The 25,682-nt window shown below is 55.0% G+C and carries 26 protein-coding genes; 25 read left to right on the plus strand and 1 reads right to left on the minus strand.

The features are described 5' to 3' along the window. Positions 1-10: 10 nt before the first annotated feature. From der to P159_RS0109560, 25 genes are all read left to right on the plus strand, one after another. Positions 11-1,333 (plus strand): ribosome biogenesis GTPase Der, encoded by a 1,323-nt coding sequence (gene der, locus P159_RS0109440; protein ID WP_029543536.1) that lies wholly within the window; start codon positions 11-13, stop codon positions 1,331-1,333. Next, on the plus strand, positions 1,333-1,929 hold the full coding sequence (gene plsY, locus P159_RS0109445) for a glycerol-3-phosphate 1-O-acyltransferase PlsY (protein ID WP_029543537.1): 597 nt from the start codon (positions 1,333-1,335) through the stop codon (positions 1,927-1,929). Before der ends, plsY begins: the two co-directional genes overlap by 1 nt. A 180-nt stretch (positions 1,930-2,109) precedes the next feature. Next, positions 2,110-2,556 (plus strand): ACT domain-containing protein, encoded by a 447-nt coding sequence (locus P159_RS0109450; protein WP_029543539.1) that lies wholly within the window; start codon positions 2,110-2,112, stop codon positions 2,554-2,556. 30 nt (positions 2,557-2,586) lie between these two features. After that, positions 2,587-3,888: a homoserine dehydrogenase gene (locus P159_RS0109455; RefSeq protein WP_029543541.1), complete on the plus strand. Its 1,302-nt coding sequence runs from the start codon at positions 2,587-2,589 to the stop codon at positions 3,886-3,888. A gap of 4 nt (positions 3,889-3,892) precedes the next feature. Then, positions 3,893-4,819: a homoserine kinase gene (thrB, locus tag P159_RS0109460; RefSeq protein ID WP_029543542.1), complete on the plus strand. Its 927-nt coding sequence runs from the start codon at positions 3,893-3,895 to the stop codon at positions 4,817-4,819. Positions 4,820-4,900: 81 nt separating this feature from the next. Further along, positions 4,901-6,136: an HD domain-containing protein gene (locus tag P159_RS0109465; protein ID WP_029543544.1), complete on the plus strand. Its 1,236-nt coding sequence runs from the start codon at positions 4,901-4,903 to the stop codon at positions 6,134-6,136. A gap of 108 nt (positions 6,137-6,244) precedes the next feature. Further along, on the plus strand, positions 6,245-7,582 hold the full coding sequence (rsmB, locus tag P159_RS0109470) for a 16S rRNA (cytosine(967)-C(5))-methyltransferase RsmB (RefSeq protein ID WP_029543546.1): 1,338 nt from the start codon (positions 6,245-6,247) through the stop codon (positions 7,580-7,582). Positions 7,583-7,599: 17 nt separating this feature from the next. Beyond that, positions 7,600-8,643: a 23S rRNA (adenine(2503)-C(2))-methyltransferase RlmN gene (gene rlmN / locus P159_RS0109475; RefSeq protein ID WP_029543548.1), complete on the plus strand. Its 1,044-nt coding sequence runs from the start codon at positions 7,600-7,602 to the stop codon at positions 8,641-8,643. A 93-nt stretch (positions 8,644-8,736) separates the two neighbouring features. Further along, the gene (locus P159_RS19445; protein ID WP_029543550.1) at positions 8,737-9,888 is read left to right on the plus strand and encodes a DUF6765 family protein; all 1,152 of its coding nucleotides are present in this window, start codon (positions 8,737-8,739) and stop codon (positions 9,886-9,888) included. Between the two features lie 173 nt (positions 9,889-10,061). Then, positions 10,062-10,787 (plus strand): FhaA domain-containing protein, encoded by a 726-nt coding sequence (locus tag P159_RS0109485; RefSeq protein WP_029543552.1) that lies wholly within the window; start codon positions 10,062-10,064, stop codon positions 10,785-10,787. A 1-nt stretch (position 10,788) separates the two neighbouring features. Next, entirely contained in the window at positions 10,789-11,247 is a 459-nt protein-coding gene (locus P159_RS0109490; protein ID WP_029543554.1) for an FHA domain-containing protein, read from the plus strand. Positions 11,248-11,251: 4 nt separating this feature from the next. Then, positions 11,252-11,974: a Stp1/IreP family PP2C-type Ser/Thr phosphatase gene (locus P159_RS0109495; RefSeq protein ID WP_029543556.1), complete on the plus strand. Its 723-nt coding sequence runs from the start codon at positions 11,252-11,254 to the stop codon at positions 11,972-11,974. Between the two features lie 65 nt (positions 11,975-12,039). Next, positions 12,040-13,290, plus strand: coding sequence for an FtsW/RodA/SpoVE family cell cycle protein (locus P159_RS0109500; protein WP_029543558.1), 1,251 nt, complete (start codon positions 12,040-12,042; stop codon positions 13,288-13,290). Further along, positions 13,283-14,680, plus strand: a complete 1,398-nt coding sequence (locus P159_RS0109505) for a penicillin-binding transpeptidase domain-containing protein (RefSeq protein WP_029543560.1) — start codon at positions 13,283-13,285, stop codon at positions 14,678-14,680. The genes P159_RS0109500 and P159_RS0109505 overlap by 8 nt, the downstream gene beginning before the upstream one ends. A gap of 52 nt (positions 14,681-14,732) precedes the next feature. Then, complete coding sequence (gene pknB / locus P159_RS0109510; RefSeq protein ID WP_037377043.1) at positions 14,733-16,493, plus strand: Stk1 family PASTA domain-containing Ser/Thr kinase; 1,761 nt, start codon at positions 14,733-14,735, stop codon at positions 16,491-16,493. A 69-nt stretch (positions 16,494-16,562) separates the two neighbouring features. Then, a complete protein-coding gene (gene rsgA / locus P159_RS0109515; protein ID WP_029543564.1) occupies positions 16,563-17,462 on the plus strand; it encodes a ribosome small subunit-dependent GTPase A in 900 nt (299 codons plus the stop codon). 28 nt (positions 17,463-17,490) lie between these two features. Next, positions 17,491-18,153, plus strand: a complete 663-nt coding sequence (gene rpe / locus P159_RS0109520; protein WP_029543566.1) for a ribulose-phosphate 3-epimerase — start codon at positions 17,491-17,493, stop codon at positions 18,151-18,153. A gap of 14 nt (positions 18,154-18,167) precedes the next feature. Continuing rightward, entirely contained in the window at positions 18,168-18,857 is a 690-nt protein-coding gene (gene queC / locus P159_RS0109525; protein ID WP_029543568.1) for a 7-cyano-7-deazaguanine synthase QueC, read from the plus strand. After that, entirely contained in the window at positions 18,857-19,645 is a 789-nt protein-coding gene (folE2, locus tag P159_RS0109530; RefSeq protein ID WP_029543570.1) for a GTP cyclohydrolase FolE2, read from the plus strand. Before queC ends, folE2 begins: the two co-directional genes overlap by 1 nt. Positions 19,646-19,668: 23 nt before the next feature. After that, positions 19,669-20,658 (plus strand): lysylphosphatidylglycerol synthase transmembrane domain-containing protein, encoded by a 990-nt coding sequence (locus tag P159_RS0109535; protein WP_029543572.1) that lies wholly within the window; start codon positions 19,669-19,671, stop codon positions 20,656-20,658. A gap of 21 nt (positions 20,659-20,679) precedes the next feature. Next, the gene (gene cbiD / locus P159_RS0109540; RefSeq protein WP_029543574.1) at positions 20,680-21,807 is read left to right on the plus strand and encodes a cobalt-precorrin-5B (C(1))-methyltransferase CbiD; all 1,128 of its coding nucleotides are present in this window, start codon (positions 20,680-20,682) and stop codon (positions 21,805-21,807) included. Next, entirely contained in the window at positions 21,789-22,439 is a 651-nt protein-coding gene (cbiE, locus tag P159_RS0109545) for a precorrin-6y C5,15-methyltransferase (decarboxylating) subunit CbiE (RefSeq protein ID WP_029543576.1), read from the plus strand. The genes cbiD and cbiE overlap by 19 nt, the downstream gene beginning before the upstream one ends. A 13-nt stretch (positions 22,440-22,452) precedes the next feature. Next, positions 22,453-23,076: a precorrin-6Y C5,15-methyltransferase (decarboxylating) subunit CbiT gene (gene cbiT, locus P159_RS0109550; protein ID WP_051650279.1), complete on the plus strand. Its 624-nt coding sequence runs from the start codon at positions 22,453-22,455 to the stop codon at positions 23,074-23,076. Between the two features lie 25 nt (positions 23,077-23,101). Beyond that, positions 23,102-23,872: a precorrin-4 C(11)-methyltransferase gene (cobM, locus tag P159_RS0109555; RefSeq protein WP_029543581.1), complete on the plus strand. Its 771-nt coding sequence runs from the start codon at positions 23,102-23,104 to the stop codon at positions 23,870-23,872. Between the two features lie 156 nt (positions 23,873-24,028). Beyond that, positions 24,029-25,108: a cobalt-precorrin 5A hydrolase gene (locus P159_RS0109560; protein WP_029543583.1), complete on the plus strand. Its 1,080-nt coding sequence runs from the start codon at positions 24,029-24,031 to the stop codon at positions 25,106-25,108. Between the two features lie 94 nt (positions 25,109-25,202). Here P159_RS0109560 and P159_RS0109565 read toward each other — a convergent pair whose 3' ends face one another. Then, positions 25,203-25,646 carry an Hsp20/alpha crystallin family protein gene (locus P159_RS0109565; protein WP_029543585.1) on the minus strand — a complete coding sequence of 148 codons (444 nt, stop codon included), beginning with the start codon at positions 25,644-25,646 and terminating at the stop codon, positions 25,203-25,205. Positions 25,647-25,682 lie beyond the last annotated feature (36 nt).

Here is a 25,682-nt window from a genome sequence, read left to right on the forward strand (position 1 = left end):
GTAATAGCACATGAAACCCATAGTGGCCATTGTGGGCCGGCCTAATGTAGGCAAGTCCACACTTTTCAACCAGATTGGCAAGAAGCGTGTTTCCATTGTGGACGATATGCCCGGTGTTACCCGTGACCGCATCTACATGGATGCGGAGTGGCTGAATCATGAGTTCACCATGATCGACACCGGCGGCATTGAATTTGACGAAAGCGACCATATCCTGAAGTCCATGCGCCAGCAGGCAGAGCTGGCTATGGAGGAGGCAGATGTGATTCTCTTTCTGGTGGACGGACGCAGCGGCCTCACCAACTCTGATGAGGAAGTGGCAAAGCTCCTGCGCCATGCCAAGAAGCCTGTCATCCTGGGTGTGAACAAGATTGACAGCCCTCAGCAGGCTATGAATATTTATGAGTTCTACAACCTGGGGCTGGGCGATCCCATTGCCCTGTCTGCTTCCAACTCCATGAACATCGGTGACCTGCTGGATGCTGTAGTGGGGGCATTCCCCAAGGAAGCTGAGGAAGACGAGGAGACTGATGAGCTGGCTATTGCGGTCATCGGGCGGCCCAATGTGGGCAAGTCTTCTCTGGTGAACAAGATGCTGGGGGAGGAGCGGGTTATTGTCAGTGACGTGGCTGGCACCACCCGTGATGCCATCGACACTCATTTCATGAAAGACGGCATCAAGTTTATCCTGATTGATACCGCAGGCATGCGCCGCCGGGGCAAGATTGAGGAGGCCGTGGAGCGCTACAGCGTCATGCGTTCTCTGCGGGCCGTTGACCGCGCTGACGTGGTGCTCATGATGATCAACGCTGAAGAGGGCATCACCGAGCAGGACAAGAAGATTGCAGGCTATGCCCATGAATCCGGCAAGGGTGTCATCATTGTCGTCAACAAGTGGGATATCTATCCCGACAAGGATGACAAGTCCACCCTGCGCTTCACTGAAGACCTGCGCGAGCAGCTGGGCTTCCTGCAGTATGCGCCGGTGCTCTATGCCTCTGCTCTTACAGGCCAGAGGGTGGGCCGGGTGACGGAGCTGGTGAAGTACGTGGCTGAGCAGCAGTCCATGCGCATCAAGACCAGCGTGCTCAACGAGCTCATCCGGGATGCGGTTTCCATCAATCCGCCCCCCATGCACAAGGGCCGCCGCCTGAAGATCATGTACATGACCCAGGTGGATATCCAGCCGCCTACCTTCATCATCTTCGTGAATGACCCGGAGCTTATGCATTTCTCCTACCTGCGCTTCATCGAGAACAGGCTGCGTGAGAGCTTCGGCTTTGAGGGTACGCCGCTGAAACTGATTGTGCGTTCCAGGGAGGAGGAAGAGTAATGTCCATGACTCTTCTGGCTTGTCTCATAGCCTATGTGCTGGGCTCCATTCCAAATGGCCTCTGGCTGGGAAAAGCTCTCTGGCACACGGACCTCAGGGAACACGGCAGCCACAATATCGGTGCTACCAATGCCTGGCGTACCCTGGGCAAAGGCCCTGGCTTCCTGATTTTCCTGCTGGACTTCTTGAAGGGCTTTTTGAGCGTGTACATCGCTTCCGCTTTAGTGGGCACGCCTCTTTCCATGGTGCTGGCGGCCATCTTTGCCATCGTAGGCCATTCTGCCTCCCTGTTCATGGGATTCAAGGGGGGCAAGGGGGTGGCTACGGGCCTTGGGGTGCTCTCCATGCTGATGCCCCAGGTTACCGGCATCGTCTTTCTCATCTGGCTGGTGATTGTAAAGCTTACGGGCTATGTTTCCTTAGGCAGCATGGCAGCAGCGGTCTGCGTGCCGATGCTGGCTTTTGCCTTCCATGCGCCCATGGAGTACATTGTCTTTGGCGTGGCTGCTGCTGTGCTGATTGTGGTGAGACACAAGGCGAACATTGGCAGGCTGCTCAATGGCACCGAATCCAAGATCAAGGCGGGTCATCGCTGAGATTTTCCTAAAGAACAGCATTTTACACAAATATCGACAATTGCCCGAGGAATATGCATTTCCTTGGGCTTTTTGTTATATTTTGCCTAAAGCTATTGGCAAGAAAGCGCTCTGTGTGTTATACTATCCTTTGTAAAAGGACAATGATATTATTAAAGATAAACATTCGGAGGTGCTGTGATGTCAAAGGAAGAAAATGGTTTTTTCCTGGTTAAGGAGGAAATCTTGCCGGAAGCAATCAAAAAGACCATCAGAGTCAAGGAAATGCTGAAGCGTGGGGACGCCCGCACCATCAACGAGGCAGTAGAAAAGATGGAACTTTCCCGTTCTGCTTATTATAAGTACAAGGATTATGTCTTCCCCTTCTATGAGGCCAGCAAGAATAAGATTGTCACTCTGACCTTCCTCCTTGAGCATAAGAAGGGAGTGCTTTCCAGTGTGCTGAATACCATCTCTTCGGATTCAGGCAGTGTGCTTACCATCAATCAGGGCATTCCCCTCCAGGGAGTGGCCAACGCTACCATTTCCATCGAGACTATGAATCTGTCTGTGGACTTGGAGGCCCTGCTGGACAAGCTGCGCATGGTTGACGGCGTGAAGCGTCTGGAAGTTCTGGGGCAGGCTTAAGTCACTGTTGATAAGGAAGGCAGGTGCGAAATGGGGCAGGAGATAAAAATTGGCCTTTTGGGAGCAGGCACGGTGGGCTCCGGGGTCATCAAGGTATTGGGCATGAACGCCCATGAGATAGAGCAGCGCACAGGGGTGCCCCTTGTCTTGAAGAAAGTCCTGGTTCGTGACAAGAGCAAGAAACGTCCGGATTTTCCCGCCAGTGTGGAGCTGACTGACAATGCTGAGGATATACTGAACGATCCCGAGATTGAGATTGTGGTGGAGCTTATGGGAGGGCTGCATCCTTCCAGAGAATACATGCTCCGCGCCCTGGAGGCAGGCAAGCATGTGGTCACTGCCAACAAGGATGTGGTGGCCCAGTTTGGCAAGGATATGTTCGAGGCGGCAGAGAAGCACAAGGTGAACTTCCTCTTTGAGGCCAGCGTGGGGGGCGGCATTCCCATCATCGCTGCCATGAAGCAGAGCCTCACGGCTAACCACATCACTGAGGTCATGGGCATTGTCAACGGCACCACCAACTATATGCTCACCAAGATGAGCGAGGATGGCTGCGACTATGACAGCGTGCTGAAGGAAGCTCAGGAAAAGGGCTATGCCGAGGCCAACCCTTCCGCTGATGTAGACGGCCTGGATGCTGCCCGCAAGGCCGCCATCCTGGCTTCCCTGGCTTTCAACACCCGGGTGCAGCTGGATAATGTGTCCGTGGAGGGCATCACCAAGATTACGGCAGAGGATATTTCCTATGCCAAAGGTCTGGGCTATGTCATCAAGCTGCTGGCAGTGGGCAAGGATTCAGAAGAGGACGGCGTGGATGTGAGGGTACATCCCGTGTTCCTGCCCAAATCACATCCCCTGGCCTCTGTGAACGGCGTGTTCAACGCCATCTTCGTGCGGGGCAATGCCATTGGGGAGGCCATGTTTTACGGGCAGGGGGCAGGCTCACTGCCCACAGCTTCAGCGGTGACGGCAGATATCATTGAAGCTGCACGCAGCATCAAGTCCGATGATTCCAGCAGGAATCTTTGCACCTGCTACAGCCAGAAGAAATTCTGCCCGCTGGAGAAGACGGTTTCCTCCTATTACGTGCGCCTGCTGGTGGATGACAAGCCTGGCGTGCTTGGCTCTATTGCCACAGCTTTTGGCAACGCAAAGGTGAGCCTGAAGTCCGTTATCCAGACGCCCCTCAATGTCAAGGACCATGCGGAAATCGTGGCTGTCACTCATCCGGTGGAGCATGCCTGCGTGCAGGAGGCCCTGCGGGTCTTTGAAGGACTGCCGGTGGTAGATGAGATAAGGAATGTTATCAGAGTAGAAAACGATCGGGGGTAATGCCATGGGAGAGCGCACGATACGGGTAAGAGTGCCCGGTACAAGTGCGAACTGCGGACCAGGCTTTGATTCCCTTGGTTTGGCTTGTGATATATACAATGATTTGGAATTGACCCTCACCACGGAACCTGGGCTGGAAATCAGGATGTCCGGGGAGGGGGCAGAGAATATTCCCTGTGATGAGAGGAATATCTGCTGGCAGTCTGTGCAGCTCCTGCTGGACAAGGCAGGGGTGACGGAGTTCAAGGGAGCCCGCCTCCACATGCTGAATCGTGTGCCATTGTCACGTGGTTTGGGTAGCAGCGCTACCGCCATAGTAGCGGGACTAAAAGCTGCCAATGTGATTATCGGAAACCGCTACAACCGCCACGAGCTGCTGCAATTTGCCAATGAGATAGAAGGCCATCCGGACAACGTGGCTCCGGCCATTTATGGTGGCTTTACCATCAATACGGTAACAGAGGGCCATGTGGAGTGCTTCTCCCTGATGCCCAAGCTGCGTCTGGAATTGGTGGTGGCAGTGCCGGATTTTCCGCTTTCTACGCGGAAAGCCAGGGAGGTGCTGCCGGAAAAGATCACCAGGCAGGAGGCGGTCTACAACATCAGCCGCGCCGCCATGCTGGCTGCGGCTCTGGTGCGGGGCAATGAGCGCTTCCTCAAGAACGCCTTCGATGATGCTCTGCATCAGCCCTACCGCGCTGCCTTGATTCCCGGCATGTATGAAGTATTCCGTGCCGCCAGGGAAGCAGGCGCCATCGGTGCCAATCTCAGCGGAGCAGGTCCCTGCCTCATAGCCTATGTGCCGGAGCGCCTGCGCTCGGCAGAAAAGGTGGGGGAGGCCATGTGCGCTGCCTTCAAGGAACACGGAGTGAATGCCGAGGCCAAGATACTGGCTCTGGACACCCGTGGTGCACATATCATAAATCATTAAGTGAAAATTTAAGGGGCTCTGCGAAAGCAGAGCCCTTTTAGCCTTCCCTTTGAGGGGAAGGCATAAGTGAGGGAACGCCAAATGACAGAAGCTGAATTTGCGGCAAAAATAAAATCCATTGGTGCCGAAGCCTATATCGTAGGCGGCTGGGTGCGGGATTACCTGCGGGGGGCAGAGCCCAAAGACAGGGATTATATGTTATGCGGCTGCCGGGAGGAGGATTTTGCGAATCTCTTTCCAGAAGCTTCGAAGGTGGGCAGGTCATTTCCTGTCTATTTGCTGGAAATAGGCGGGGAGAAATGCGAAGTGGCCTTTGCCCGCAGGGAAAAGAAGCAGGGGCAGGGTTACCGGGGCTTTGCGGTGGAATTTGGCCCGGAGGTAACCCTGGAGGAAGATCTCTACCGTCGGGACAGCACTATGAACAGCATTGCCCTGCGCCTTAGGGATGGGGCAATAATTGACCCTTATGACGGCAGGGCAGATATCGGGGCAGGCCGCATACGGGCCGTGTCTCACCACTTCCGGGATGACCCCGTGCGGGCTTTGCGGGCGGCCCGCCAGGCGGCAGAGCTGGGCTTTGACATCACTGAGGAGACCTATGGCTATATGGCTGACTGCGGCAAGGAGCTGGCAGGAGAACCGCAGGAGCGCCTGCTGGAGGAAATGAAAAAGGCTTTGGCGTCATCAAAACCGTCTGTTTTTTTCAGAGCTTTGCAGAGGGCGGGACTTCTCGAGACAGTTTTCCCGGAAATAGCCGCACTCATAGGCAAGACTCAGCCAGAGGCTTTCCACCCCGAAGGGGATGCCTTTGAACACACCATGTTGATAGTGGACAAGGTGGCAGGGGACACAAAAAGCCTTATTGCCAGATTTGCAGGCCTGGCCCATGATCTTGGCAAGGGCAGGACTCCTGCGGAAATGCTGCCACATCACTATGGACACGAACAGCGGGGGCTGGAGGTGCTGGAGGACTGGAACCGCCGTATGACTTTGCCCAGAGAGTGGCTGAAGGCCGCTTCCTTTGTCATCAGGGAGCACATGCGAGCCCCACGGATCGAGAAGCAGGGAAAGATGGCGAAACTCCTGCTGAGTCTTGCCAGGTCGGGGCTGACTGTGCCAGAGTTCCAGGCAGTCATCAGGGCTGATCACGGCGGCCTGCCTGTCTATCTTGAGGAGGCAGAGCAGCTTATCAAGGCCATGGGCATGGTTTCCGGCAAGGAGGCTCCCGAAGGAATAACTGGTCAGGATATTGGCAGCTGGCTTTTCAGCCAGCAGGTGCGGCTTTTCCAGCGGGCTTTGAAGGAGACTATCCATTGAAAAATGTTGAAAAAGCTGGTCAGCCCGGTTCTTTTTCTGGAAATTTCAAGATAGATACGCTATTATATATGGTATTGTGTTACTGAGTTTTAAGAATGGAGAAAAGCAATGGACAAGGCTCGCGAGACGGCCATGAAGGTCTTGCAGGAAGTGCATGAGAAGGGGGCCTATGCCAATGTGGCACTGGCCCAGGCTTTGCGGCGGACTGAGCTTACAGACCAGGACCGCCGTTTTGTGACGGAACTGGTTTATGGGGCAGTAAAGGCAGGGGATACCCTTGACTGGATCCTGCGGCGGTATATCAATCGCCCTATCAGCAAGATCCCTCCGGTTATCAGGGAAATTCTGCGGCTGGGGCTCTACCAGATATTCTACCTGGACAAGGTGCCGCCTTCGGCGGCCTGCAACACCTCTGTGGATTTGGCCAAGAAATACGGTCATAAAGGGGTGGCAGGTTTTGTCAATGCGGTGTTGCGCACGGCAGTGCGGGAGCCGGAGAAGGCTGCTTTCCCACAGGGCAAGGGCCATGCTACGGAAGAACTGGCTTTGAAGAGCCAGCATCCCCTCTGGCTGGTGAAGCATTGGGTGAAGGCTTTTGGCTTCGAGGAGGCTGAGAGGCTCTGCAACTTTGACAACGAAAGTGCAAAGCTCTGCCTGCGGACCAACACCCTGAAGGGGAACCGTGAGGACCTGTTGAAGGAACTGACTGCATGCGGTGCGGAAGCTGAGATCTCTGACTGGACACCGGAAGGCGTGACGGTGAAGTCTCATGGTGCACTTGATGCGCTGGCTCCCTTGCAGGAGGGCAGGGCACAGGTGCAGGACGAAAGCTCCATGCTGGTGGCCCATGTGGTGGCACCAAAACCCGGAGAGTTTATCCTGGACTGCTGCAGCGCTCCCGGGGGCAAGACCACGCATATGGCGGCCCTGATGGGGAACAAGGGCCGCATTGTGGCGGGAGACATCTACGAGCACAAGCTTGCCCGCATAGAGGAGAATGCTGAGCGCCTTGGCATCGGTATCATTGAAACTATGCTGCTTGATGCCCGCGAGGCAGGAGACAAGTTCCCTGGACAGGCTGACCGGGTACTGGTAGATGCTCCCTGTTCTGGCTTGGGTGTCCTGCGCCGCAAGCCCGATGCCCGCTGGCATAAGAAACAGGAGGAGCTGAAAGAGCTGCCTTCCCTGCAGCTTGAAATCCTCAAAAGTGCTGCTCAGGCAGTAAAGCCAGGTGGTGTGTTGGTCTATAGCACCTGCACCATTGAAAGGGCCGAAAACCAGGCAGTGGTTGAGGCCTTCCTGTCTGAGAACAAGGAATTCAAACTGGAAAAGACTGGCAGTTTCCTGCCCTGCCCTGGCAGCCATAGTGAGGATGAAATGGTGCAGCTTTATCCTCAGCAGGACGGAACGGATGGCTTTTTCATTGCTCGCATAAAACGACTTTGAACGAAAGGGATATGGTTTTGAAAGATATTTTTGGCATGAGACTGGAAGAGCTTCAGCAGGTTTTGGCCGAATTCAGGCTGCCGAAGTTCAGGGCAAAACAGGTGGCAGAGTGGCTCTATGTGCGGGGGGCTGCTTCCTTTGAAGATATGACCAACCTGCCCAAGGGGGCAAGGGCGGAGCTGGCAGCCAGCCTCATCATTGGCCGCCCCCGGCTGAAAACAAGGCTGGACTCCGCTGATGGCCGCACCAGCAAGTTCCTGCTGGAATTTGCCGATGGCACTGCGGTGGAGACGGTGCTCATGCGCCAGCCCTATGGCAACAGCATTTGCGTGTCCACTCAGGCCGGCTGCAATATGGGGTGCGCCTTTTGCGCGTCCACTCTCCACGGCATGGCCAGGAACCTGACGGTAGGGGAGATTGCAGGACAGGCTGTGTATATCAATGATATGCTCAAAAAAGAAGACGGGGGCAAGGTGGATACGGTGGTCATCATGGGTTCCGGGGAGCCTTTGATGAATTACGACAATGTGCTGGGCTTTATCCGCCTGCTGCATGAGGACTATGTGCTGGGGCTGGGCTATCGCAATTTTACTCTGTCCACCTCAGGTATTGTGCCTCAGATGTACCGCTTGGCAGAGGAGGGGCTGCCCATATCCCTGTCCCTTTCCCTGCATGCCCCCAATGAGGAGCTGCGCTCCCAAATCATGCCTATCAACCGCAAGTATTCCATGAAAGAAGCTGTGACGGCAGCGGCGAATTATGCTGAGGTCACCAAGCGCAGGGTCACTTATGAGTATATCCTCATCGACCAGCTCAACGATAATGAGAAAGAAGCGGAAGAACTGGCAGGGCTGCTCAAGGGACAGCTGGCCAGTGTGAATCTCATACCCATCAATCCTGTCAAGGAGCGCAATCTCCTGCGTCCCAGCCAGGCCCGTATTGAGGCTTTTGAGAATTATCTCAAGGCTAGGCATATCAATGTGACGGTGCGGAAGGAAATGGGCACGGATATCCAGGCTGCCTGTGGGCAGCTGCGGAACAAGCATTTGCAGGATAAATGATTGTTGGCTATTCAGGCAGGAGAATATCCTTTCACGTCGAACTAGTCCTCCAGAGAAGTCTGATATTTGTGTTTCACATCTAGGAGGGTTAGTATGGATTTAGATTATCACTATGGTACCATGTATGTGCTCTCGCGCTGGGGAAAGTTTGGCAGTGCCAATGCCCAGATCATCGCTACCAGCTGCCAGCTGGTGGATGACAATTTTGACGAGAATCCCCTTTCTGATGCCAGCGAAGATGAAGAGCTGGCTCGCGGCATCACTGTCCGTTACTCCAGCCAGAATGTGGTGGGCAATGTGACTGGCAAAGGCAACAAGGAAATCTGGATGCCCTTCCACTTCCTGCCGGGGCTGGAGGGTGAAACCGATGAGGAGAAGCTGACCTGCAGGAAGAACAGCGTACTGGCTCAGAAGCTGGCTGACCGTATCCTGGAGACTACTTTGGATAACTCAGATTTTGGCTTCAGGATTGGCATTGGCCTTCATGCTTATGCTGATACCTGGGCTTATCAGGGCTTCTCCGGCCTCAAGGATTCCATCAACACTGGTCAGCGTCAGCTGCTGATGAAGGAAGGTGCCCGCATGGGCAAGGCTGTGGGTGATTTCGTAGAGGGCAATGAGACCCTGAAGAACATCGCCAGCACTGTGTCTGCACAGGCTTCCAATCTGAGCAAAGCCATCGGTGACTTCGTGCAGGGCAATGAAACCCTGGGGAACCTGGCCGACACCGTCAATGCCCAGAAGGATAAGCTGGGCAAGGCAGTAGGAGAGATGGTAGAGGGCAATGAGACTCTGAGCAAGGTGGCAGGTACCGTGGGCGAGGCTGCCGCGGGCTTTGATGCCAAGCGTCTTTGGTGGCGGAGCAAGGATGGCACCAAGAACTGGGAAGAGTTCCTGGAGGCTTCGGACAAGACATATCGCATAATCCAGTCTGTAAGCTGTGAGCCGGTGACGGGCCTTACGGACAGGCAGAAGGAGCTTCTGCTTGACTGCTTTGAGAGCATCCAGTCTGAAGATGCTGAGGAGCGCTACAACGAATGGCTGAAGCGCATCCATGAGAATTTCTTTGAGATAGAGGATTTTGATGACAACGATGCCAGCGTTGAGTACAGGCCTGGTACCATTCTGGGTGATGAAAACTTCCGCGGCCAGTTCTACAAAGAACTCAATGATCACTTTGACTGGGTGAGGAAAGAGCTGATAGAAGCCGGCCTTGATGTGCTGGAGAGCGAGCCAGTATATTGATCATCATAAACAAGTGAATGCAATAGTCCCCGTTTGCCTGTGGCAAAAACGGGGACTATTTTGTTATGGAAAGTCATCCGGATTTGTCATAATGCCAATTAGGATATTTCGCCTGTGGCAAAACCTGAACAATTGCGTTATAATAAAAAGAATCCTGGAAAGGGGGCTTTGGTATGGGACTGGAGAAAATAGAATCCTTTTTGGGAAGCCATATCGAAGGTTTTTTCAATAAGCGGTTTGCCAGTGATTTGGAGCTGGTGGAGCTGGCTAACGGAGTGAAGAAGGAAATCAGGCAGGCTTCTTCTGACAGCGAGGATGGCGGTGTGCCCAATGTGGCAGTGTTCACCCTGAGCCCTGACGACTACAGCAGGCTTTGCGCTAAGCGGGTGCAGTCGGAGCTTTATGCCGAGATAGAGAAGGAAATCATCAGGGCAGAAGCTTTCATGGAAGGGGAACTGGTGCTGCGGTTCCTGTCCTCGCCTGAGCTTCAGCGGGGGCTTTTTGATTTGAAGCTGGAGCAGGAAGGTGAAAGCGGGGTGCAGGAGAGCACCATTGTGCTCAAGAGCCCTGCGCTGCTGGAGAAAGCTGCGCCTTTGCCACGGCAGCATAAGCTGGCTTCCCTGTCTGTAATAGAGGGGCCTGATCAGGAGGCGTACCTGGAGTTTGGCGAGGAAAAGATTTACATTGGGCGCCAGGATAAGAATGAGTTTATCCTGACGGATGGCAATGCTTCCCGGCTTCATGCCTGGGTGGCTTACGAGCGCCATCGTCACGTGCTCTATGATGCACGCAGTACCAATGGCACCTTTGTCAATGACAAGTCCATCAAAAGTTGTCAGCTTAGCAACGGGGACAGGGTGAGGATAGGCTCAACCCTGCTGAAATACGAGGTGATTTGATTTGCCAGATACAGCAATGCTCCTGAAGGGCCTGCGGGTGCTTTTGGAGTACGGCATGCTCTTTTGGCTGCTGATGTTCGTAGGCAGGATTTCCAGATGGATTTTCCTGGACATGAAGAAAATGCTGGCGGAGGAGAGACAGCCGGAACTCAAGCATGATGAAGCGGTGCTGGCTGTGCTGGGCAGCGAAGCCGGTGAAGAAGGCATGGTGAAGCGCCGCTTTGCCTTCAGCGAGCAGATTACGGTGGGACGGGGTGAGGATAATGATGTGGTCATTCCCGAAAGTTTTGTGTCCCATCATCATGCCGTGCTCTTCCGGCGTGGCAGCCAGTATGTCATCGAAGACTTAGGCAGCCGCAACCACACTTATGTGAATGACCAGCTCCTGACGGGCAAGGCGTATATCAAGCCGGGAGATACCATCAGGATTGGTTTGGTAACCATGAGATTTGAGAGGTGAACCCATGACACGAGCTTATTGGGCCAGCGACGTTGGCTGCGTACGCGCCCATAATGAGGACAGCTGCCTGTCCCTTCCGGAAAGGCAGCTCTATGCTGTGGCTGACGGCATGGGAGGCCAGGCAGCAGGAGAGGTGGCAAGCTCTCTGATGACAGAAGTGCTTCGGGATGATCTGTCAGCTTTGGACAGCTTTGGGGAGGAGGATCTCCGTCGGGCTGTGATGCACGCCAACGAACGCATACTCTGGGAGGCTGAGACAAACCCCGGGAAAAAAGGCATGGGCACTACTGTTACAGTGCTGAAGATCCATGAGGGCCGCGCCCTCTGGGCTCATGTGGGGGACAGCCGGCTTTATCTTTACCGTGAGGGTAGCCTCGGGCAGGTGACCCAGGACCATTCTTATGTGGAAAGCCTGGTGAGCCAGGGCAGCCTTACGGAAGAGGAGGCCAGGAACCACCCGCAGAAGAATATGCTTTTGCGGGCTGTTGGTGTGGAAAAAGACCTGGCAGTTGATACCGGTTCCTTTGTCCTGCAGCCGGAAGATGTGCTGCTGCTGGCCACTGACGGCCTGATGAATATGGTGGAGGACAGGGATATTGCCACAGCACTGGAAGAGGCCAAAGCCCGGTCCGGGGAGATTGAAGACCCTGCCCGGGAGCTGGTGCAGGAAGCTCTGGCAGCCGGTGGCTCAGATAACGTGACGGTGATTGTGGTGGTGCATAGCTGATGGAAAGAAGTTCTATTCAGGAGGAACATTCCTTCGGCTTTGGCAGGGCTGGAGGCTTCCTGCTCATGCCTTTGGGCATCTTGCTGGCAGGGCTTGGTGTGCTGTACCTGAAAAGCTATGCAGCAGGGACGGTGAGCAAGGCTCTGGAGCCTGCGGTCTGGCCATACCTGCTTGCCTGCCTGGCTGAGGCCTTTATCCTGCAGTTCCTCCTGTGGAAGAAAAAATATGACTTTATCCTGCTTCCTATAGTGCTGGCCCTTGCCAGCGTGGGGCTGGTGGAAATAGCCCGGCTGAAGCCGGAACTCCTGGTGCCGCAGCTGCGCTGGCTCTGCGTGGCCCAGGTGGTGCTGATGCTGGTGCTGCGCTTTTGGAAGCGCAGCAGGGAAATGCTTTCCTATCCCTATCTTTTGGGGCTCACCTGCGTGGTGGTGCTGGGGCTGCCCATGCTCTTTGGCACGGAGATTGGCGGCAGCCGCAACTGGCTGGTACTGGGGCCTTTTTCAGTGCAGCCTTCGGAGTTTGGGAAAATCCTGATCTTGTTCTTCTTGGCGGCTTATCTTTCTGACCATCGCAATATGCTTTCCCTGCCCAGCATGAGGCTGGGACCGCTATGCCTGCCGCCGCTGCGCTTCATCGCGCCCCTGGTGTGCATTTGGGGGGCGGCAGTGCTGATGTTCGTGGTGGAGCGGGATTTGGGCTCGGCCCTGCTGTTTTTTGGCATGGCGGTGCTCATGACCTACATGGCCACCGGCAGCAAGACGTATGTCTTTCTGGCGCTGATGTTTATCAGCCTGGCGGCGGGGGTCAGCTACCTGGCTTTTGGCCATGTGCGGGTGCGCTTTGATATCTGGCTTGACCCCTGGCAGGACCCTAACGGCATGGCCTATCAGGTGGTGCAGTCCCTCTTTTCCTTTGGGACAGGTGGTGTCTGGGGCACAGGCTTTGGCTTTGGGCATCCTGGCTTTATCCCGGAGGTGCATACGGATTTCATCTACGCGGCCATAGGAGAGGAATGGGGGCTGATAGGGTCCCTGGCGGTGCTTTTCTGCTATGTACTGCTCTCTTTCAGGGGCATCAGTCTGGCCCTGCAGTGCGAAGGCGAAAAGGAACTATTGCTGGCTGCAGGCTGCAGTATGCTGCTCCTGCTTCAGGCCTTTGTCATCATTGCCGGTGTTACCAAGTTCCTGCCTCTGACGGGTATTACCCTGCCCTTTGTGAGCTACGGCGGCAGTTCCCTGGTGTCCGGCTTCATGGAGCTGGGCATTCTCCTGGCCCTTTCCCGGAGCCGGCAGGAAGGGAGGCGGGCCCATGGCTGACTGGAAGATGAAACGCAATATGCTGCGGGCCATGTCACTGCTGCTCATTTTCTGCGGTATATTGGCTCTGCATATTGTCTATATATCTGTTTTCAAGGCAGAGGAAACGGTGGAAAATCCCCTTAATCAGCGCACCGCCGCCCTGCAGAGGGAGATTGCGCGGGGCAGGATCCTGACCTCTGACGGCAAGGTGCTGGCAGAGACCCGGCCTGATGGCGGGCGCACCTACCCCTGGGGGGAGGCTGCAGCTGCTGTCACGGGCTATAATGGCGAGAATATTGGCGGCGCGGGGCTGGAAGCCCACCGCAATATGGAGCTCATGGGCATGTCCAGGGATTTTTCCAGCCTGGGACCTGTTTCCCAGCTTTTGCAGGCTGACCAGGGCAATGACCTTGAAACCACCATTGATTCCCGGGCCCAGGAGGCAGCTTATGAAGCGCTTGCCGGCAGCCGGGGAGCGGCTGTGGTGCTGGATGCAAAGACAGGAGCGATCCTGGCCATGGTCAGCACGCCGGCTTATGACCCTAATGTGGTGGAGGCCGAATGGCAAAGCCTGAAAGGGGCAGAAGAAAGCCCCCTGCTGAACAGAGTGGTACAGGGCCTCTATCCCCCTGGTTCCACCATCAAGCCCCTGACTGCGGCTGCGGCTCTGGGAGAAGGCGTCACGGATGAGCGGGAGGTCTTTGCCTGTACGGGACGTCTGGAACTTGACGATGGTTCCTTCATCGGGGAATATCAGGGGGAGGTCCACGGCCAGGTGAACCTTGAAGAAGCTCTGGCTGAGTCCTGCAATGTGGCCTTTGGCGCTTTGGGACTGCGCCTGGGAGGCAGGAAACTGGGCAGGTACTTTGAAGACTTCGGTTTCCCCCAGGAAATAGGGGGAGAAGTCCTCATGACAGGTTCCCATTTGCCCAGGTTTGACACTTTGGGCCAGGGGGATCTGGCCCAGACTGCCATAGGACAGGCCAGCCTTTTGGTCACTCCCATGCACATGGCTCTTATGGCTTCGGCCCTTGCCAATGGCGGCACAGCCATGAAGCCATATCTGGTGCAGAAGGTCATCAGTCCCAAGGGGGTTGCACTGGAGAACACCAGGCCGGAGAAATGGCGCACTTGCCTTGATGCGGCTCTGGCAGCCAAAATAGATAGCTATATGGAGCAGGTGGTGCAGCATGGCACTGGCACGGGGGCTGCTGTAAGAGGCCTTCGCGTGACGGGCAAGACCGGCACGGCGGAAAATGCCAGCGGGGCAGACCATGCCTGGTTCATCGGCTCGGCTGAGCTTCCTGGCAGGAAGATTGCCTTTGCCATCATTGTGGAAAACGGCGGCAGCGGCGGCAGGGCAGCAGCCCCCATCGCCCGGCGCATAATAGAAAGCATGAACAGATGAGATAAAGATTGCAGAACAGGTCTTTTCGGGGCTGGATATAGGAGGAAAGTATATGGTACAGCGGATATTACACCAGCGCTATGAGCTCCAGGAGCTCATAGGAGGGGGCGGCATGGCAGATGTCTACCGGGCCCGGGACAAGCTGCTGGATCGTCCCGTGGCAGTGAAGATACTCCATGATCAGTTCAAGAGCGACAGTGAATTCATCAATAAGTTCCATCGGGAAGCTCAGGCGGCAGCCCGCCTGTCCCACGCCAATATTGTCAATATCTTCGACGTGGGCGTGGAGGGGAATGACCATTATATTGTCATGGAATATGTGCCTGGCAGCACTCTGAAGGACCTTATCAAACAGCAGGGCCATCTGCCTGTGGCTCAGGCCCTGCGGGTAGCTGAGGATATTGCCAGGGCTCTGGCTCACGCCCATGCCAATAATCTGGTGCACTGTGATATCAAGCCTCACAATATCCTCATGATGCCGGACGGCAGTGCCAAGGTGGCGGATTTCGGCATTGCCAGGGCTGTCACCGAGTCCACCATGACCTATACGGGGAATATCGTGGGTTCTGTTCATTACTTTTCCCCGGAGCAGGCCAAGGGTACCATGATCACTCCCAAGTCAGACGTGTATGCTCTGGGAGTGGTGCTCTATGAAATGCTTACTGGTGCGCTGCCCTTCACTGGTGAAACACCTGTGAGCATTGCGGTGCAGCACTTGCAGGATGCGCCCCGTCCCGTGAGGGAGCTTGACCCCAGCCTGCCTCCCGTGGTGGAGGCCATTGTCAGCCGCACCATGAACAAGGCACCCGAGGCCCGTCCCAGCAGTGCTGAGCTGGTGGAGGAGCTGCGTCAGGCAGAGCACATGGTCTCTGCAGGAGGAGCCATGACGGTTCCTGATCCGTATGCTACTCAGGTCCTGCCCCGTGTGAGCCAGGCTGAGGCAGAGCGAGTGCAGCAGGAGGAAGAGTACGAGGAGGGTTCCGAGGAGGAAGGCTCCATCTTCAAGTCCAAGAAATTCATCGCAGGTCTTGTCATGGTCCTGATGGTAGGCTTCTTTGCAGGAGCTTTCATGAGCTTTGGCAAGTTCTGGAGCACAGCTGAGGTGACAGTGCCGGATGTGAAGGGCAAGCCCATGGCTCTGGCCCGGCAGATTCTGGAGGACCAGAAGCTCAGGGTGAATGTGGCAGAGGTCTATGATGCTGCGGTTCCGGCTGGCACGGTGGTTTCCCAGACACCTGAAGCCGGCACCAAGGTCAAGGAAGAACGCGTGGTGACCATCAACGTGAGCCGGGGCGGTGAGGAACTGGAAATGCCGGACCTCATGGGGCTTGACCGGTCGGATGCGGAAATCAAGCTGAAGAAGATGGGCCTGAAGCTGGGCAGTGTCTATGAGAAATTCTCCGATGAGGAGGAAGGCACAGTCATCGGCCAGGAGCCGCGCTCTGGCACGAAAATCAGCAAGGGCCAGACTGTAGATATCACCATCAGCAAGGGCAAGAAGGTGAAGAAGGTCACCGTGCCCAACGTGAAGGGCGGTACACTGTCTGCTGCTGAGGGCACTTTGAAGGGTAAGGGCCTTTCTGTCCATGTGGAGAAGCAGGCCAGCTCCCAGGCTCCCGGTACGGTCATCAGCCAGTCGCCTTCTGCCGACAGTGAAGTGGAGGCCGGCTCTACAGTGACTTTGGTGGTGGCGGAAGAAGCTGCTGCCAGGAAGGAAACTTCCGAGGACAAGGGCAGCGATAAGAAAACCAGCAAGTCCGACAGTGACACCACCGCCCCCTCCAAACAGGGGGAGACAGGCAAGCGTCAGTGACGGATTTGAGCAATGGCGCTGATGTGGTATAATAACAAGTACTGGTAAATATTGTGAGAGGAAAACTTTATGCTGCAAGGCCGTGTTATCAAAGCCTATAACAGTTTCTTTTACGTGCAGACTGACCTGGGGCTTGTCACCTGCAAGCTCCGGGGCAAGTTCAAAAAGTCCCGGCGGGAGCTGGGCGTGGTGCCCGGGGATTGGGTGAGCCTGGATACCCTGCCTGATGGCACAGGGGTCATTGAGGAAGTGCTGCCCAGGGCGCAGCTTTTGAAGCGCCCCGCAGTAGCTAACCTCACTCAGGTGGTGCTGACCTTCGCGGCAGCCCAGCCTGATCTGCACCCCTTGCTCCTCAACAGGTTCCTGGTACTGGCAGAGTGGTCCGGGGTGGAAAAAATCGTCATCTGCGTCAACAAGATGGACTTGTACGAAGGTGATGAGGGGGCTTTTCTGCAGGCTTACCGCGAGATTGGCTATGAGGTGTTGCTGGTATCTGCCCGGGAGGGCAGGGGGCTGGAGGCTTTGAGGGAAAAGCTCAGCGGTGAGACCACCGTCTTTGCAGGTCCCTCAGGGGTGGGTAAATCCTCCCTGCTGAACGCCATAGATTCCGGTCTGGCCTTGCAAACGGGCAGCATCAGCGAGAAGATCAAGCGGGGCAAACATACCACCAGAGTTGCGGAACTCCTGCCTTACAACGGGGGCGGCTACATAGTGGACACCCCTGGCTTCAGTGCCATGGACCTTTCCGGGCTGGAGATTGAGGAACTGCCCCGTTATTTCCCTGATTTTGCGCCGCTATTGGGCAAGTGCCGTTTTTCTCCCTGCAGTCACAGCCATGAGCCAGGCTGCACCGTGAAGGAGGCAGCTGAAGGGGGAGCCATTGCCCGGGAGCGCTATGAAGCCTACCTGGCTATTCGTACGGAAATACAGGAAGCACAGAAGCTTTCCCAGAAGAAGCTTTACAGATAATTTAGTTAGAACTAGAAGGAGAACAGATATGATCAAGATTGCACCCTCCATTCTGTCGGCAGATTTTGCCAACCTGGCCGCCGAGGTCGAAAAGGCAGCGGCAGCAGGTGCCGAATACATTCACATTGACGTCATGGACGGTCAGTTCGTCCCCAATATCACCCTGGGTTCTCCAGTGGTGAAGAGCCTTGCCAAGGCCATCAAGCAGCCGGGCAAAGAAGCTCCCGTCTTTGACGTTCATCTCATGGTGGAGCACCCGGAGAACCAGATTCAGGCCTTTGCTGAGGCCGGTGCTGATATCATCACCTTCCATGTGGAGGTTGCACCTCATGCTCATCGCATTATCCAGCAAATCAAAGCTGCTGGCTGCAAGGCGGGCATCGCTGTGAATCCTGGTACTTCGCTGGCCCTTATCGAAGAGTTGCTGCCCTATGTGGACATGGTGCTGATCATGACCGTGAATCCCGGTTTTGGCGGTCAGAAGTTCATTGAGGGCATGCTGGAGAAAATCCACATGCTGCGTCATACCATTCAGGATATGGGCTTTGAGTGCGATATCGAAGTAGATGGCGGCATCAATGCCGAAACCAGCGAACTGGTGAGGGAAGCTGGCGCCAACATACTGGTGGCAGGTTCTGCCATCTATTGCGCTCCTGATGCTGCCCAGGCCATCAAGGATATCCGCGGCTAAGGGGGAAGAGAGCAATGACAAAAGAAAAGGCAGTAATCCTCCTTTCCGGAGGGCTGGACAGCTGCACCTGCATGGCGGTGGCCAAAGAGGCAGGCTATGAGCTTTATCCTATCAGCTTCAATTACCATCAGCGCCACAGCGTGGAGCTGGAGGGAGCCAAGAAGATTGCCTCCTTCTATGGAGTCAAGAAGCATCTTATCATTGAAACCAACATGGAAGCTATCGGCGGCTCTGCCCTTACGGATGAAAAGATTGAGGTTCCGGAAGGAGATGTGGAGCGCAAGGATGTACCTCCTACCTATGTGCCTGCCCGCAACCTGATTTTCCTTTCTTACGCTATGGGTTATGCTGAAGTGGTAGGGGCCAGTCACGTTTATATCGGCGTGAACTCCGTGGACTACTCTGGCTACCCCGACTGCCGTCCTGAATTCATTCAAAAGTTCCAGGCTCTTTCTGACTACGCTACCACAGCTACAGCAGTGGAGGGCAAGAAAATAAAGATTGAGACTCCCCTGCAGGATCTCTCCAAGAGCGATATTGTGAAGCTGGGCTCAAAGCTGGGGGCACCCCTGCAGTTCACTCACAGCTGCTACAATGGCGGGGAGAAAGCCTGCGGCGTCTGCGACAGTTGCAAGCTGCGCCTGCGGGGCTTTGCCGAAGCGGGCGTGGAAGATCCCATTGAGTATGAAACGAGGTCCCTCTGATGCAGGACGTACAGAACAGGCAGGATTCCCGGGGCATAGCCATTCAAAAGGTGGGCATCAAGGAAGCCCACTTGCCCTTCCTCATCAAGACCAAAGAGGGGGGCTATCAGCAGGTATTGGCCCGCATCCGTTTCACTGTTTCCCTGCCCATGGAGTACAAGGGCACTCACATGAGCCGCTTCCTGGAAATTCTCATGCCCTGGAGCCAGAAGCCCCTGGCAGAGGCAGAGATGGAGGTCATGCTTTCAGAGGCTTTGGAACATCTGGAAGCCCAATCAGCGGAAGTAGAGCTTTCCTTCAAGTATTTTGTGGATAAGTTCGCGCCAGTGAGCCAGAAGCACTCTGTGCTGGATTTGGACTGCAGTTTCACGGGACGCAAGGAAAGAGGCAAGCCCATGCAGTTCCGCCTGGGAGTAGAGGTGCCCTTTACTTCCCTCTGCCCTTGCAGCAAGGAAATCTCCGCCTATGGCGCTCATAACCAGCGTTCTGTGGCACGGGTGCAGGTGGAGTTCCGGCAGGACACGGAATGCATTTTCATCGAGGATTTGGCAGAACTGGTGGAGCAGCAGGGGTCATCTCCCATCTACCCCCTGCTTAAGCGGGAGGATGAGAAGGCCGTCACGGAAAAGGCCTATGAGAATCCCAAGTTTGTGGAGGATATCCTGCGGGATACGGTGCTGTCCCTGCGGGAGATCCCGGGACTGTCCTGGTTTTCCCTGGAATGTGAGAACTACGAATCCATACATAATCACAGTGCCTATGCCAGCCATGAGGAATTTCTTGACTGATACAGGCAGGATGGAGATTTTGCATGAATAAATTTTACCGCCGGCTCTTCGCCCTCATTTTGCTGGTTTTGGTAATTTCCGGTGTGGTCATTTACACCACCATAGATATAAATACACTGAAGAACCTGGATCAATTTCAGTCCTGGTCCATTGCTTTGGCAGTAGGTGCCGTGGCTTTGGGCATGTTCTTTGATGGCAGCAGGCTGATGCATCTGGTGAAGATCTCCCATGAGAAAATAACCCTTTACCAGGCTGTGCAGGTAGTCTTTGGCAACTATTTCCTGGCGCTTCTGACCCCCGGGGCCACAGGCGGGGCGGTGGCCCAGCTCATGTTCTTGCGCCATGCGGGAGTGCCCACGGGGAAGGCAGCGGTGCTGGTTATTGTGAGGACCTTGCTGTCTATCTTCTTTCTGGCGCTTTGCATGCCCTTTATCCTGCTCCACGATGAGGGGATTGTGCCGGGGATTTCCAATGACTGGCTCATGGCCATAACCCTGACGGCCTTTGCGGTAATAGTAGCCATGGTGCTTGGAGCCAGAATGGGCAATCTGGACGGCTTCATCATCTGGGCCACCAGGAATGTGAAGAATCAGCGGCGGCGCAAGATATTTGCCTTTTACCGGGACACCAAATGCGCCATTGGCCTGCTGGCAGAATCTCCCCGCAGCATGCTCCTGGTTTTCCTGGAGTCCGGGCTGAATCTGCTCTGCATCTACGCTATTGTTCCCTGCTTGTTGTTGGGACTTGGCGTCTTCGATGCTGACTGGTACACGGTCATGGGCCGCATGATTTTCCTCAATATGCTGCTGTATTTCATGCCTACTCCGGGGGGCTCCGGCATTGCCGAGGGCGGTTTCGTGTTGCTTTTCAGCAGCAGCGTACCTGCGGGCACCGTGGGCATCATCGCTGTGTGCTGGCGGCTCATTGCAGAGTACATTCCCTTCCTGATAGGCTTTTACTACACACTGACAGTATTCGGCAGGGACTTCCTGAACAGGCAGCTTAGCAAGTAGGTACAACAAGAAGGAGATACTATGGCAATCCTGACGGAGGACGAGAGCCTGCGCTTTGGCTATACTACAGGCGCCTGTGCGGCGGCGGGAGTGAAGGCTGTCCTGCTGGCTCAAAGAGGGTTAGAGCATGAACAGGTGAAGCTTGCGGCTTTGGATGGAACTGAACTACTGATTCCTGTCAAGTCAGTGTCCTTGGGTGAGGATGGCTGTGGGCAGGCAGAGGTAGTGAAATTCTCCGGAGACGACCCGGATATCACCAATGGTGTCTCAGTATTTGCAGCAATTCGCCCCATCGATAGTCAGGAACTGGTCTTCAAAGCGGGCACCGGGGTGGGGACAGTTACCAAGTCGGGACTCACCGTGCCCATGGGGGAACCTTCCATCAATCCGGGGCCAAGGAAACTCATTCGGCAGGTTCTGGATGAGATGACAGGCAGCAGCCTGGGCTGGGAGATTACCATCTCGATTCCCGCAGGGGTGGAGCTGGCCAAAAAGACCCTCAATCCTGTGTTGGGGGTTGAGGGGGGCATCTCTGTCATTGGCACCACCGGTGTGCTTCGCCCCATGTCCGAGGAGGGGTTCAAGAATTCCCTGGTTCCCCAGATAGATGTGGCCAAAGCTGCGGGCTTTGAGAGCCTGGTTTTCGTACCTGGCAAGATTGGCGAGGAAGCGGCCCTTGCGTGGGGCCTGCCCCAGGGGGCGCTGGTGCAGACCAGCAATTTCATCGGCTTTATGCTTGAGGCGGCGGCCAAGAGGAAGATAAAAAGCATCCTGCTCTTTGGCCATATCGGCAAGATGGCCAAGGTAGCGGCGGGAATTTTCTACACTCACAACCGCATAGGTGATGCCAGGCTGGAAACTATGGCCGCCTATGCCGCAGTAGAAGGTCTGCCCCGGGAAGGGGTGGAAAGACTGCTCTCTGCCAATACCACAGAAGATGCATTGACAGTCCTGGCAGCCCAGGGTCAGGATTTCTGCCGCCATGTCTGTGATATCATCGCAGCCAGGGCCAGCCTGCGGGCAGAGCGCTATCTTTTCGGCCAGGTGCAGGTGGGCACGGTGATGACTGCCATGGACAGGTCGTTATTGGGCCTTGATGACAAGGCGCGGGAAATTGGGGAGGCTTACAGATGGAAACTGCCAGTGTGAAGGAACATAAGATAAGGGTCATAGGCATAGGCCCTGGCAGTCCAGATTACCTCCTGCCCGCTGCAGCCAAAGCCATTGAGAGCGCCAAAGTTCTGGTAGGAGGCAGGCGGGCCCTGGGACAGTACGCCAGGCCTGATGTCTCCCAGCATACCTTTCCTATCACCAATGATATCCCGGCTGTCATGGATTTTATCAAGCATGAGCTGGCTGTCAGTGATGTGGGGGTGCTGGTCTCAGGCGACCCGGGGTATTATTCTCTGCTTGATGCCTTGCGCAGGGAATATCCTGCAGAACAGATTGAGGTGATTCCCGGTCTTAGTTCTATGCAGCTGGCCTTTGCCCGCCTTGCCTTGCCCTGGCATGGGGCGTGCTTCCTGAGTTTTCACGGCAGAAGACCTGAGCAGGAGGAGTTATGCTACAGGCCTGGCAGAATACTGGGCATGCTCACCGATGGCAAATATAATTCCCGAAGCATTGCGGAAATCCTGATGGAGGCAGGTTGGCCAGGGGAAACAAGGCTGTCTGTTCTCCTGAGGCTTTCTTATCCCGATGAAGAGATCATAACAACTACTTTGAGTGAGGCCAGTAAGATGGCTGAGAAGTCCCATGGCATTTTGATTATCCAAGGTTGAAAGGAGCAGATACATGGATTATTTAGGCATAGATGATGAAGAATTCATTCGCGGCAAAGTTCCCATGACCAAAAAGGAAATCCGTATCCTTTCCCTGGTAAATGCCCGGCTGGCCCCGGATTCACTGGTTTACGATATCGGCGCAGGCACGGGGGCTATTTCTGTAGAGGCAGCCCGTCTGGTGCCCGATGGCAGGGTCTATGCACTGGAGCGGAATCCTGAGGCCATTGCCCTGATTCGGGCCAATGCTGCCAATTTCGCCCTGCGCAATATCACGGTCATCAATGAGGAGGCACCAGCAGGCATTGCTGCCCTGCCCAAGTGCGATGCGGTCTTTGTGGGAGGCAGCGGCGGCAGGCTGGTGCCTATCCTGGATGCGGTGGCTATGAAGCTGAAGTCCGGGGGGCGTATCGTGGTGAACTGCATCACGGTGCAGAGCCTGATGCAGGCTATAGAATACTTCCGTAGCCGTGATGCGGAATTCAGCTATGAGACTATCCAGGTGCAGGTCACCCATCTGCAGCAGATTGGTCCCTATGACATGGCCAAGGCTGTGAACCCGGTTTATATCCTCACTGCCAAAAAGTGGGACAAGGACCAGAACGGACTGGCTGACATGAACGAAAAGGCTGTTTGAAATACTATTATTGGAGGCTGGCAAGATGGTACATATAGTAGGAGCAGGCCCGGGGGACCCGGAGCTGATCACGGTCAAGGGACAGAAATATCTGCAGGAAGCAGATGTGGTGATATATGCTGGTTCTTTGGTGAACCCGGCGCTTCTTTCCCTTTGCAAGGAAGAGGCTGAAATCCACAATTCTGCTTCCATGACTCTGGACGAAGTGGTGCAGACCATTGCAAAAGCAGAGGCAGAAGGCAAGATGACCGTGCGTCTCCATACGGGAGATCCCGCCATTTACGGGGCTATACAGGAGCAGATGGATGCTTTCAAGGCAAGGGATATTGATTATGATGTGACTCCCGGTGTCAGTTCTTTCCTGGCCACGGCAGCGGCCCTGAAGCAGGAATATACTCTCCCCGGCGTGTCCCAGACGGTGATTGTAACCCGCCAGGAAGGCCGCACTCCCGTACCTGACAGGGAAAAGCTGCGTTCTCTTGCCCAGCATGGCTCCACCATGTGCATTTTCCTGTCCATCACCATGCTGGACAAGGTGGTGGAAGAGCTTATAGCAGGCGGTTATACAGAGGAAACGCCTATTGCCATCGTGCAGCGCGCTTCCTGGCCCCAGCAGAAAATCGTGAGGGCGACGCTTTCCACCATCTGCGAGGAAATCAAGGGCAAGGATATCGACCGCACAGCCATGATTGTGGTAAGTCCCTGCCTGGCAGGAAACTATGAGCTGTCCCAGCTCTATGCCCCAACTTTTTCCCATATGTTCCGGGAAGCTTCTAAAGGAACTGGCAATAAATAAATTTTAAGATAGGATGCAGGATAAATCTTCATAGGCAAGGCGGAGGAAGGAGGCATAGCGGTGCTATGTCGACTGACGACAACGATGCATATGGAGATTTAGACAAGTCAAATCTAAAATTTATTTATGAACAGTTTCTGAACAAGAGGAGTAGTCATGAGAATCGCTGTTTTTGCCTTGACAGCCCGGGGGGCTGATCTGGCGCGGCAGGTGCAGAGGCTCCTGCCCGAGATGCCGGATGTCTATGTGCCGGAGAAAATTGAGTCTGAAGGTTTCGAGCCCAAGCATTTTTTTGCCTTCGCGAAGTTTGGGGAGTCTTTCAAAGAGTGCTTCACTCATTATGATGTGCTGATATGCGTGATGGCTGCGGGCATTGTAGTGCGCACCATGGCCCCCCTGCTGAAGGATAAATTGACGGACCCGGCGGTGATTGTCTGCGATGAGCAGGGCAGGTTTGCCATCAGCCTCCTGTCAGGTCATGTGGGAGGGGCTAACTTCCTCACCCGTCAATTGGCAGAGGTTATCGGTGCCCAGCCTGTCATTACCACGGCAACGGATATAGCAGGCAAGGTGGCCCCCGATGCTTTCGCGGGACAGACGGCTCTGCACCCCTGGCCAAAATCACGGATCAAGGTGCTGAATTCCGCCTTGCTGGATGGGGAAGAAATTGAATATGAGGCTAGTCCTGGCCTGCCCCACAGGGATTTTTATCTGGAAAAACTGGCAGAATACAAACTGCTGGGCCAGCAGGAGCAGAAGGCTTCATACAAGGTGATTCTCTGCTCCAGGGAAGAACTGCCAGAGGAAACAGCCGTTCCACCACATACTTTGTATCTGGTGCCAAACCAGCTGATAGCCGGGGTAGGCTGCCGCAAGGGAGTGGACAAGTCTCTGGTGCAGTCAGCTCTGGAGCAGGCTTGCAAATCCATCGGCAGGGATGTGTCCTTCATAGATGCCATGGCCAGCGTTTCCATCAAAGCCCACGAGGAAGGCCTGCTGGCTACAGCCCGGGAGCTGAATGTTCCCATCCATTTCTACGAGCCCAAAGTACTGGAGCAGCAGATAGATGCCTTCCACCTCATGCAGTCTGAATTCGTGAAGAGCAGGGTGGGAGCAGGCAATGTCTGCGAGGCTGCAGCCCTGCGTGAAGCCATGGGTACCAGCAAGGGCGTGCGTTTTGCTCTGCTGAAGACCAAGTATGAACAAGTAACGGTGTCATTGTTATGGCATTGGTAAATAGCAAAACAGCCGCCAGCCTAATCAAGGCTGGCGGCTGTTGTCTTTAATAACGTGTGGGACTTATCCTGGAAATAAGGGGAATGCGTGATTATCAACTGATGGGAATCTGATGGGAGGTGGGAACCTGTTCCTGGAGTTTGGGGAGCTGTACTTTCAGCACGCCGTCCTTGAAATCAGCAGTTGCCCTGGCTTTGTCAATGCCGGTGATGTAGAAGGAACGGGACATCTGGCCGTAGCTGCGCTCACGGCGGATGTAGTTGCCTTCACTGTCCTGCTGATCATTGTTTTCCTCCCTCTTGGCAGAGAGGGTGAGATAGTTGTTTTCGTAGCCGAGAGAAATATCCTCCTTTTTGAAGCCAGGAAGGTCGGCGGTAAGTTCGTAGGCCGTGCCGTTGTCTTTGACATCGACTTTGAAGCCAGAAGTGCTCATTGCACTGGTAAAGGGGGAATCAAAGGCATCCAGCAGGCGATTGAACAAACGTCCTTCTTCCTTCATCAGCTCATTACCTGTTGCAAATGGAACCAGACCAAACATGGTGCTCAATCTCCTTTCATGGATATAAAAACCAAT

The sequence above is a fragment of the Selenomonas sp. AB3002 genome, from assembly GCF_000702545.1.
Taxonomy (GTDB): Bacteria; Bacillota; Negativicutes; order Selenomonadales; family Selenomonadaceae; genus Selenomonas_B; species Selenomonas_B ruminantium_A.

Excerpts from the sequence above, each read along its gene's own strand:
- P159_RS0109495 (WP_029543556.1), top strand. The coding sequence starts at position 11,252 with ATGACACGAGCTTATTGGGCCAGCGACGTTGGCTGCGTACGCGCCCAT.
- folE2 (WP_029543570.1), top strand. The coding sequence starts at position 18,857 with ATGCAGGACGTACAGAACAGGCAGGATTCCCGGGGCATAGCCATTCAA.
- plsY (WP_029543537.1), top strand. The coding sequence starts at position 1,333 with ATGTCCATGACTCTTCTGGCTTGTCTCATAGCCTATGTGCTGGGCTCC.
- P159_RS0109565 (WP_029543585.1), bottom strand. The coding sequence starts at position 25,646 with ATGTTTGGTCTGGTTCCATTTGCAACAGGTAATGAGCTGATGAAGGAA.
- cobM (WP_029543581.1), top strand. The coding sequence starts at position 23,102 with ATGGTACATATAGTAGGAGCAGGCCCGGGGGACCCGGAGCTGATCACG.
- P159_RS0109535 (WP_029543572.1), top strand. The coding sequence starts at position 19,669 with ATGAATAAATTTTACCGCCGGCTCTTCGCCCTCATTTTGCTGGTTTTG.
- cbiE (WP_029543576.1), top strand. The coding sequence starts at position 21,789 with ATGGAAACTGCCAGTGTGAAGGAACATAAGATAAGGGTCATAGGCATA.
- pknB (WP_037377043.1), top strand. The coding sequence starts at position 14,733 with ATGGTACAGCGGATATTACACCAGCGCTATGAGCTCCAGGAGCTCATA.
- cbiD (WP_029543574.1), top strand. The coding sequence starts at position 20,680 with ATGGCAATCCTGACGGAGGACGAGAGCCTGCGCTTTGGCTATACTACA.
- P159_RS0109560 (WP_029543583.1), top strand. The coding sequence starts at position 24,029 with ATGAGAATCGCTGTTTTTGCCTTGACAGCCCGGGGGGCTGATCTGGCG.
- thrB (WP_029543542.1), top strand. The coding sequence starts at position 3,893 with ATGGGAGAGCGCACGATACGGGTAAGAGTGCCCGGTACAAGTGCGAAC.
- P159_RS0109455 (WP_029543541.1), top strand. The coding sequence starts at position 2,587 with ATGGGGCAGGAGATAAAAATTGGCCTTTTGGGAGCAGGCACGGTGGGC.
- queC (WP_029543568.1), top strand. The coding sequence starts at position 18,168 with ATGACAAAAGAAAAGGCAGTAATCCTCCTTTCCGGAGGGCTGGACAGC.
- der (WP_029543536.1), top strand. The coding sequence starts at position 11 with ATGAAACCCATAGTGGCCATTGTGGGCCGGCCTAATGTAGGCAAGTCC.
- P159_RS0109465 (WP_029543544.1), top strand. The coding sequence starts at position 4,901 with ATGACAGAAGCTGAATTTGCGGCAAAAATAAAATCCATTGGTGCCGAA.
- P159_RS0109485 (WP_029543552.1), top strand. The coding sequence starts at position 10,062 with ATGGGACTGGAGAAAATAGAATCCTTTTTGGGAAGCCATATCGAAGGT.
- cbiT (WP_051650279.1), top strand. The coding sequence starts at position 22,453 with ATGGATTATTTAGGCATAGATGATGAAGAATTCATTCGCGGCAAAGTT.
- rsmB (WP_029543546.1), top strand. The coding sequence starts at position 6,245 with ATGGACAAGGCTCGCGAGACGGCCATGAAGGTCTTGCAGGAAGTGCAT.
- P159_RS19445 (WP_029543550.1), top strand. The coding sequence starts at position 8,737 with ATGGATTTAGATTATCACTATGGTACCATGTATGTGCTCTCGCGCTGG.
- rsgA (WP_029543564.1), top strand. The coding sequence starts at position 16,563 with ATGCTGCAAGGCCGTGTTATCAAAGCCTATAACAGTTTCTTTTACGTG.
- P159_RS0109505 (WP_029543560.1), top strand. The coding sequence starts at position 13,283 with ATGGCTGACTGGAAGATGAAACGCAATATGCTGCGGGCCATGTCACTG.
- P159_RS0109450 (WP_029543539.1), top strand. The coding sequence starts at position 2,110 with ATGTCAAAGGAAGAAAATGGTTTTTTCCTGGTTAAGGAGGAAATCTTG.
- P159_RS0109500 (WP_029543558.1), top strand. The coding sequence starts at position 12,040 with ATGCCTTTGGGCATCTTGCTGGCAGGGCTTGGTGTGCTGTACCTGAAA.
- rpe (WP_029543566.1), top strand. The coding sequence starts at position 17,491 with ATGATCAAGATTGCACCCTCCATTCTGTCGGCAGATTTTGCCAACCTG.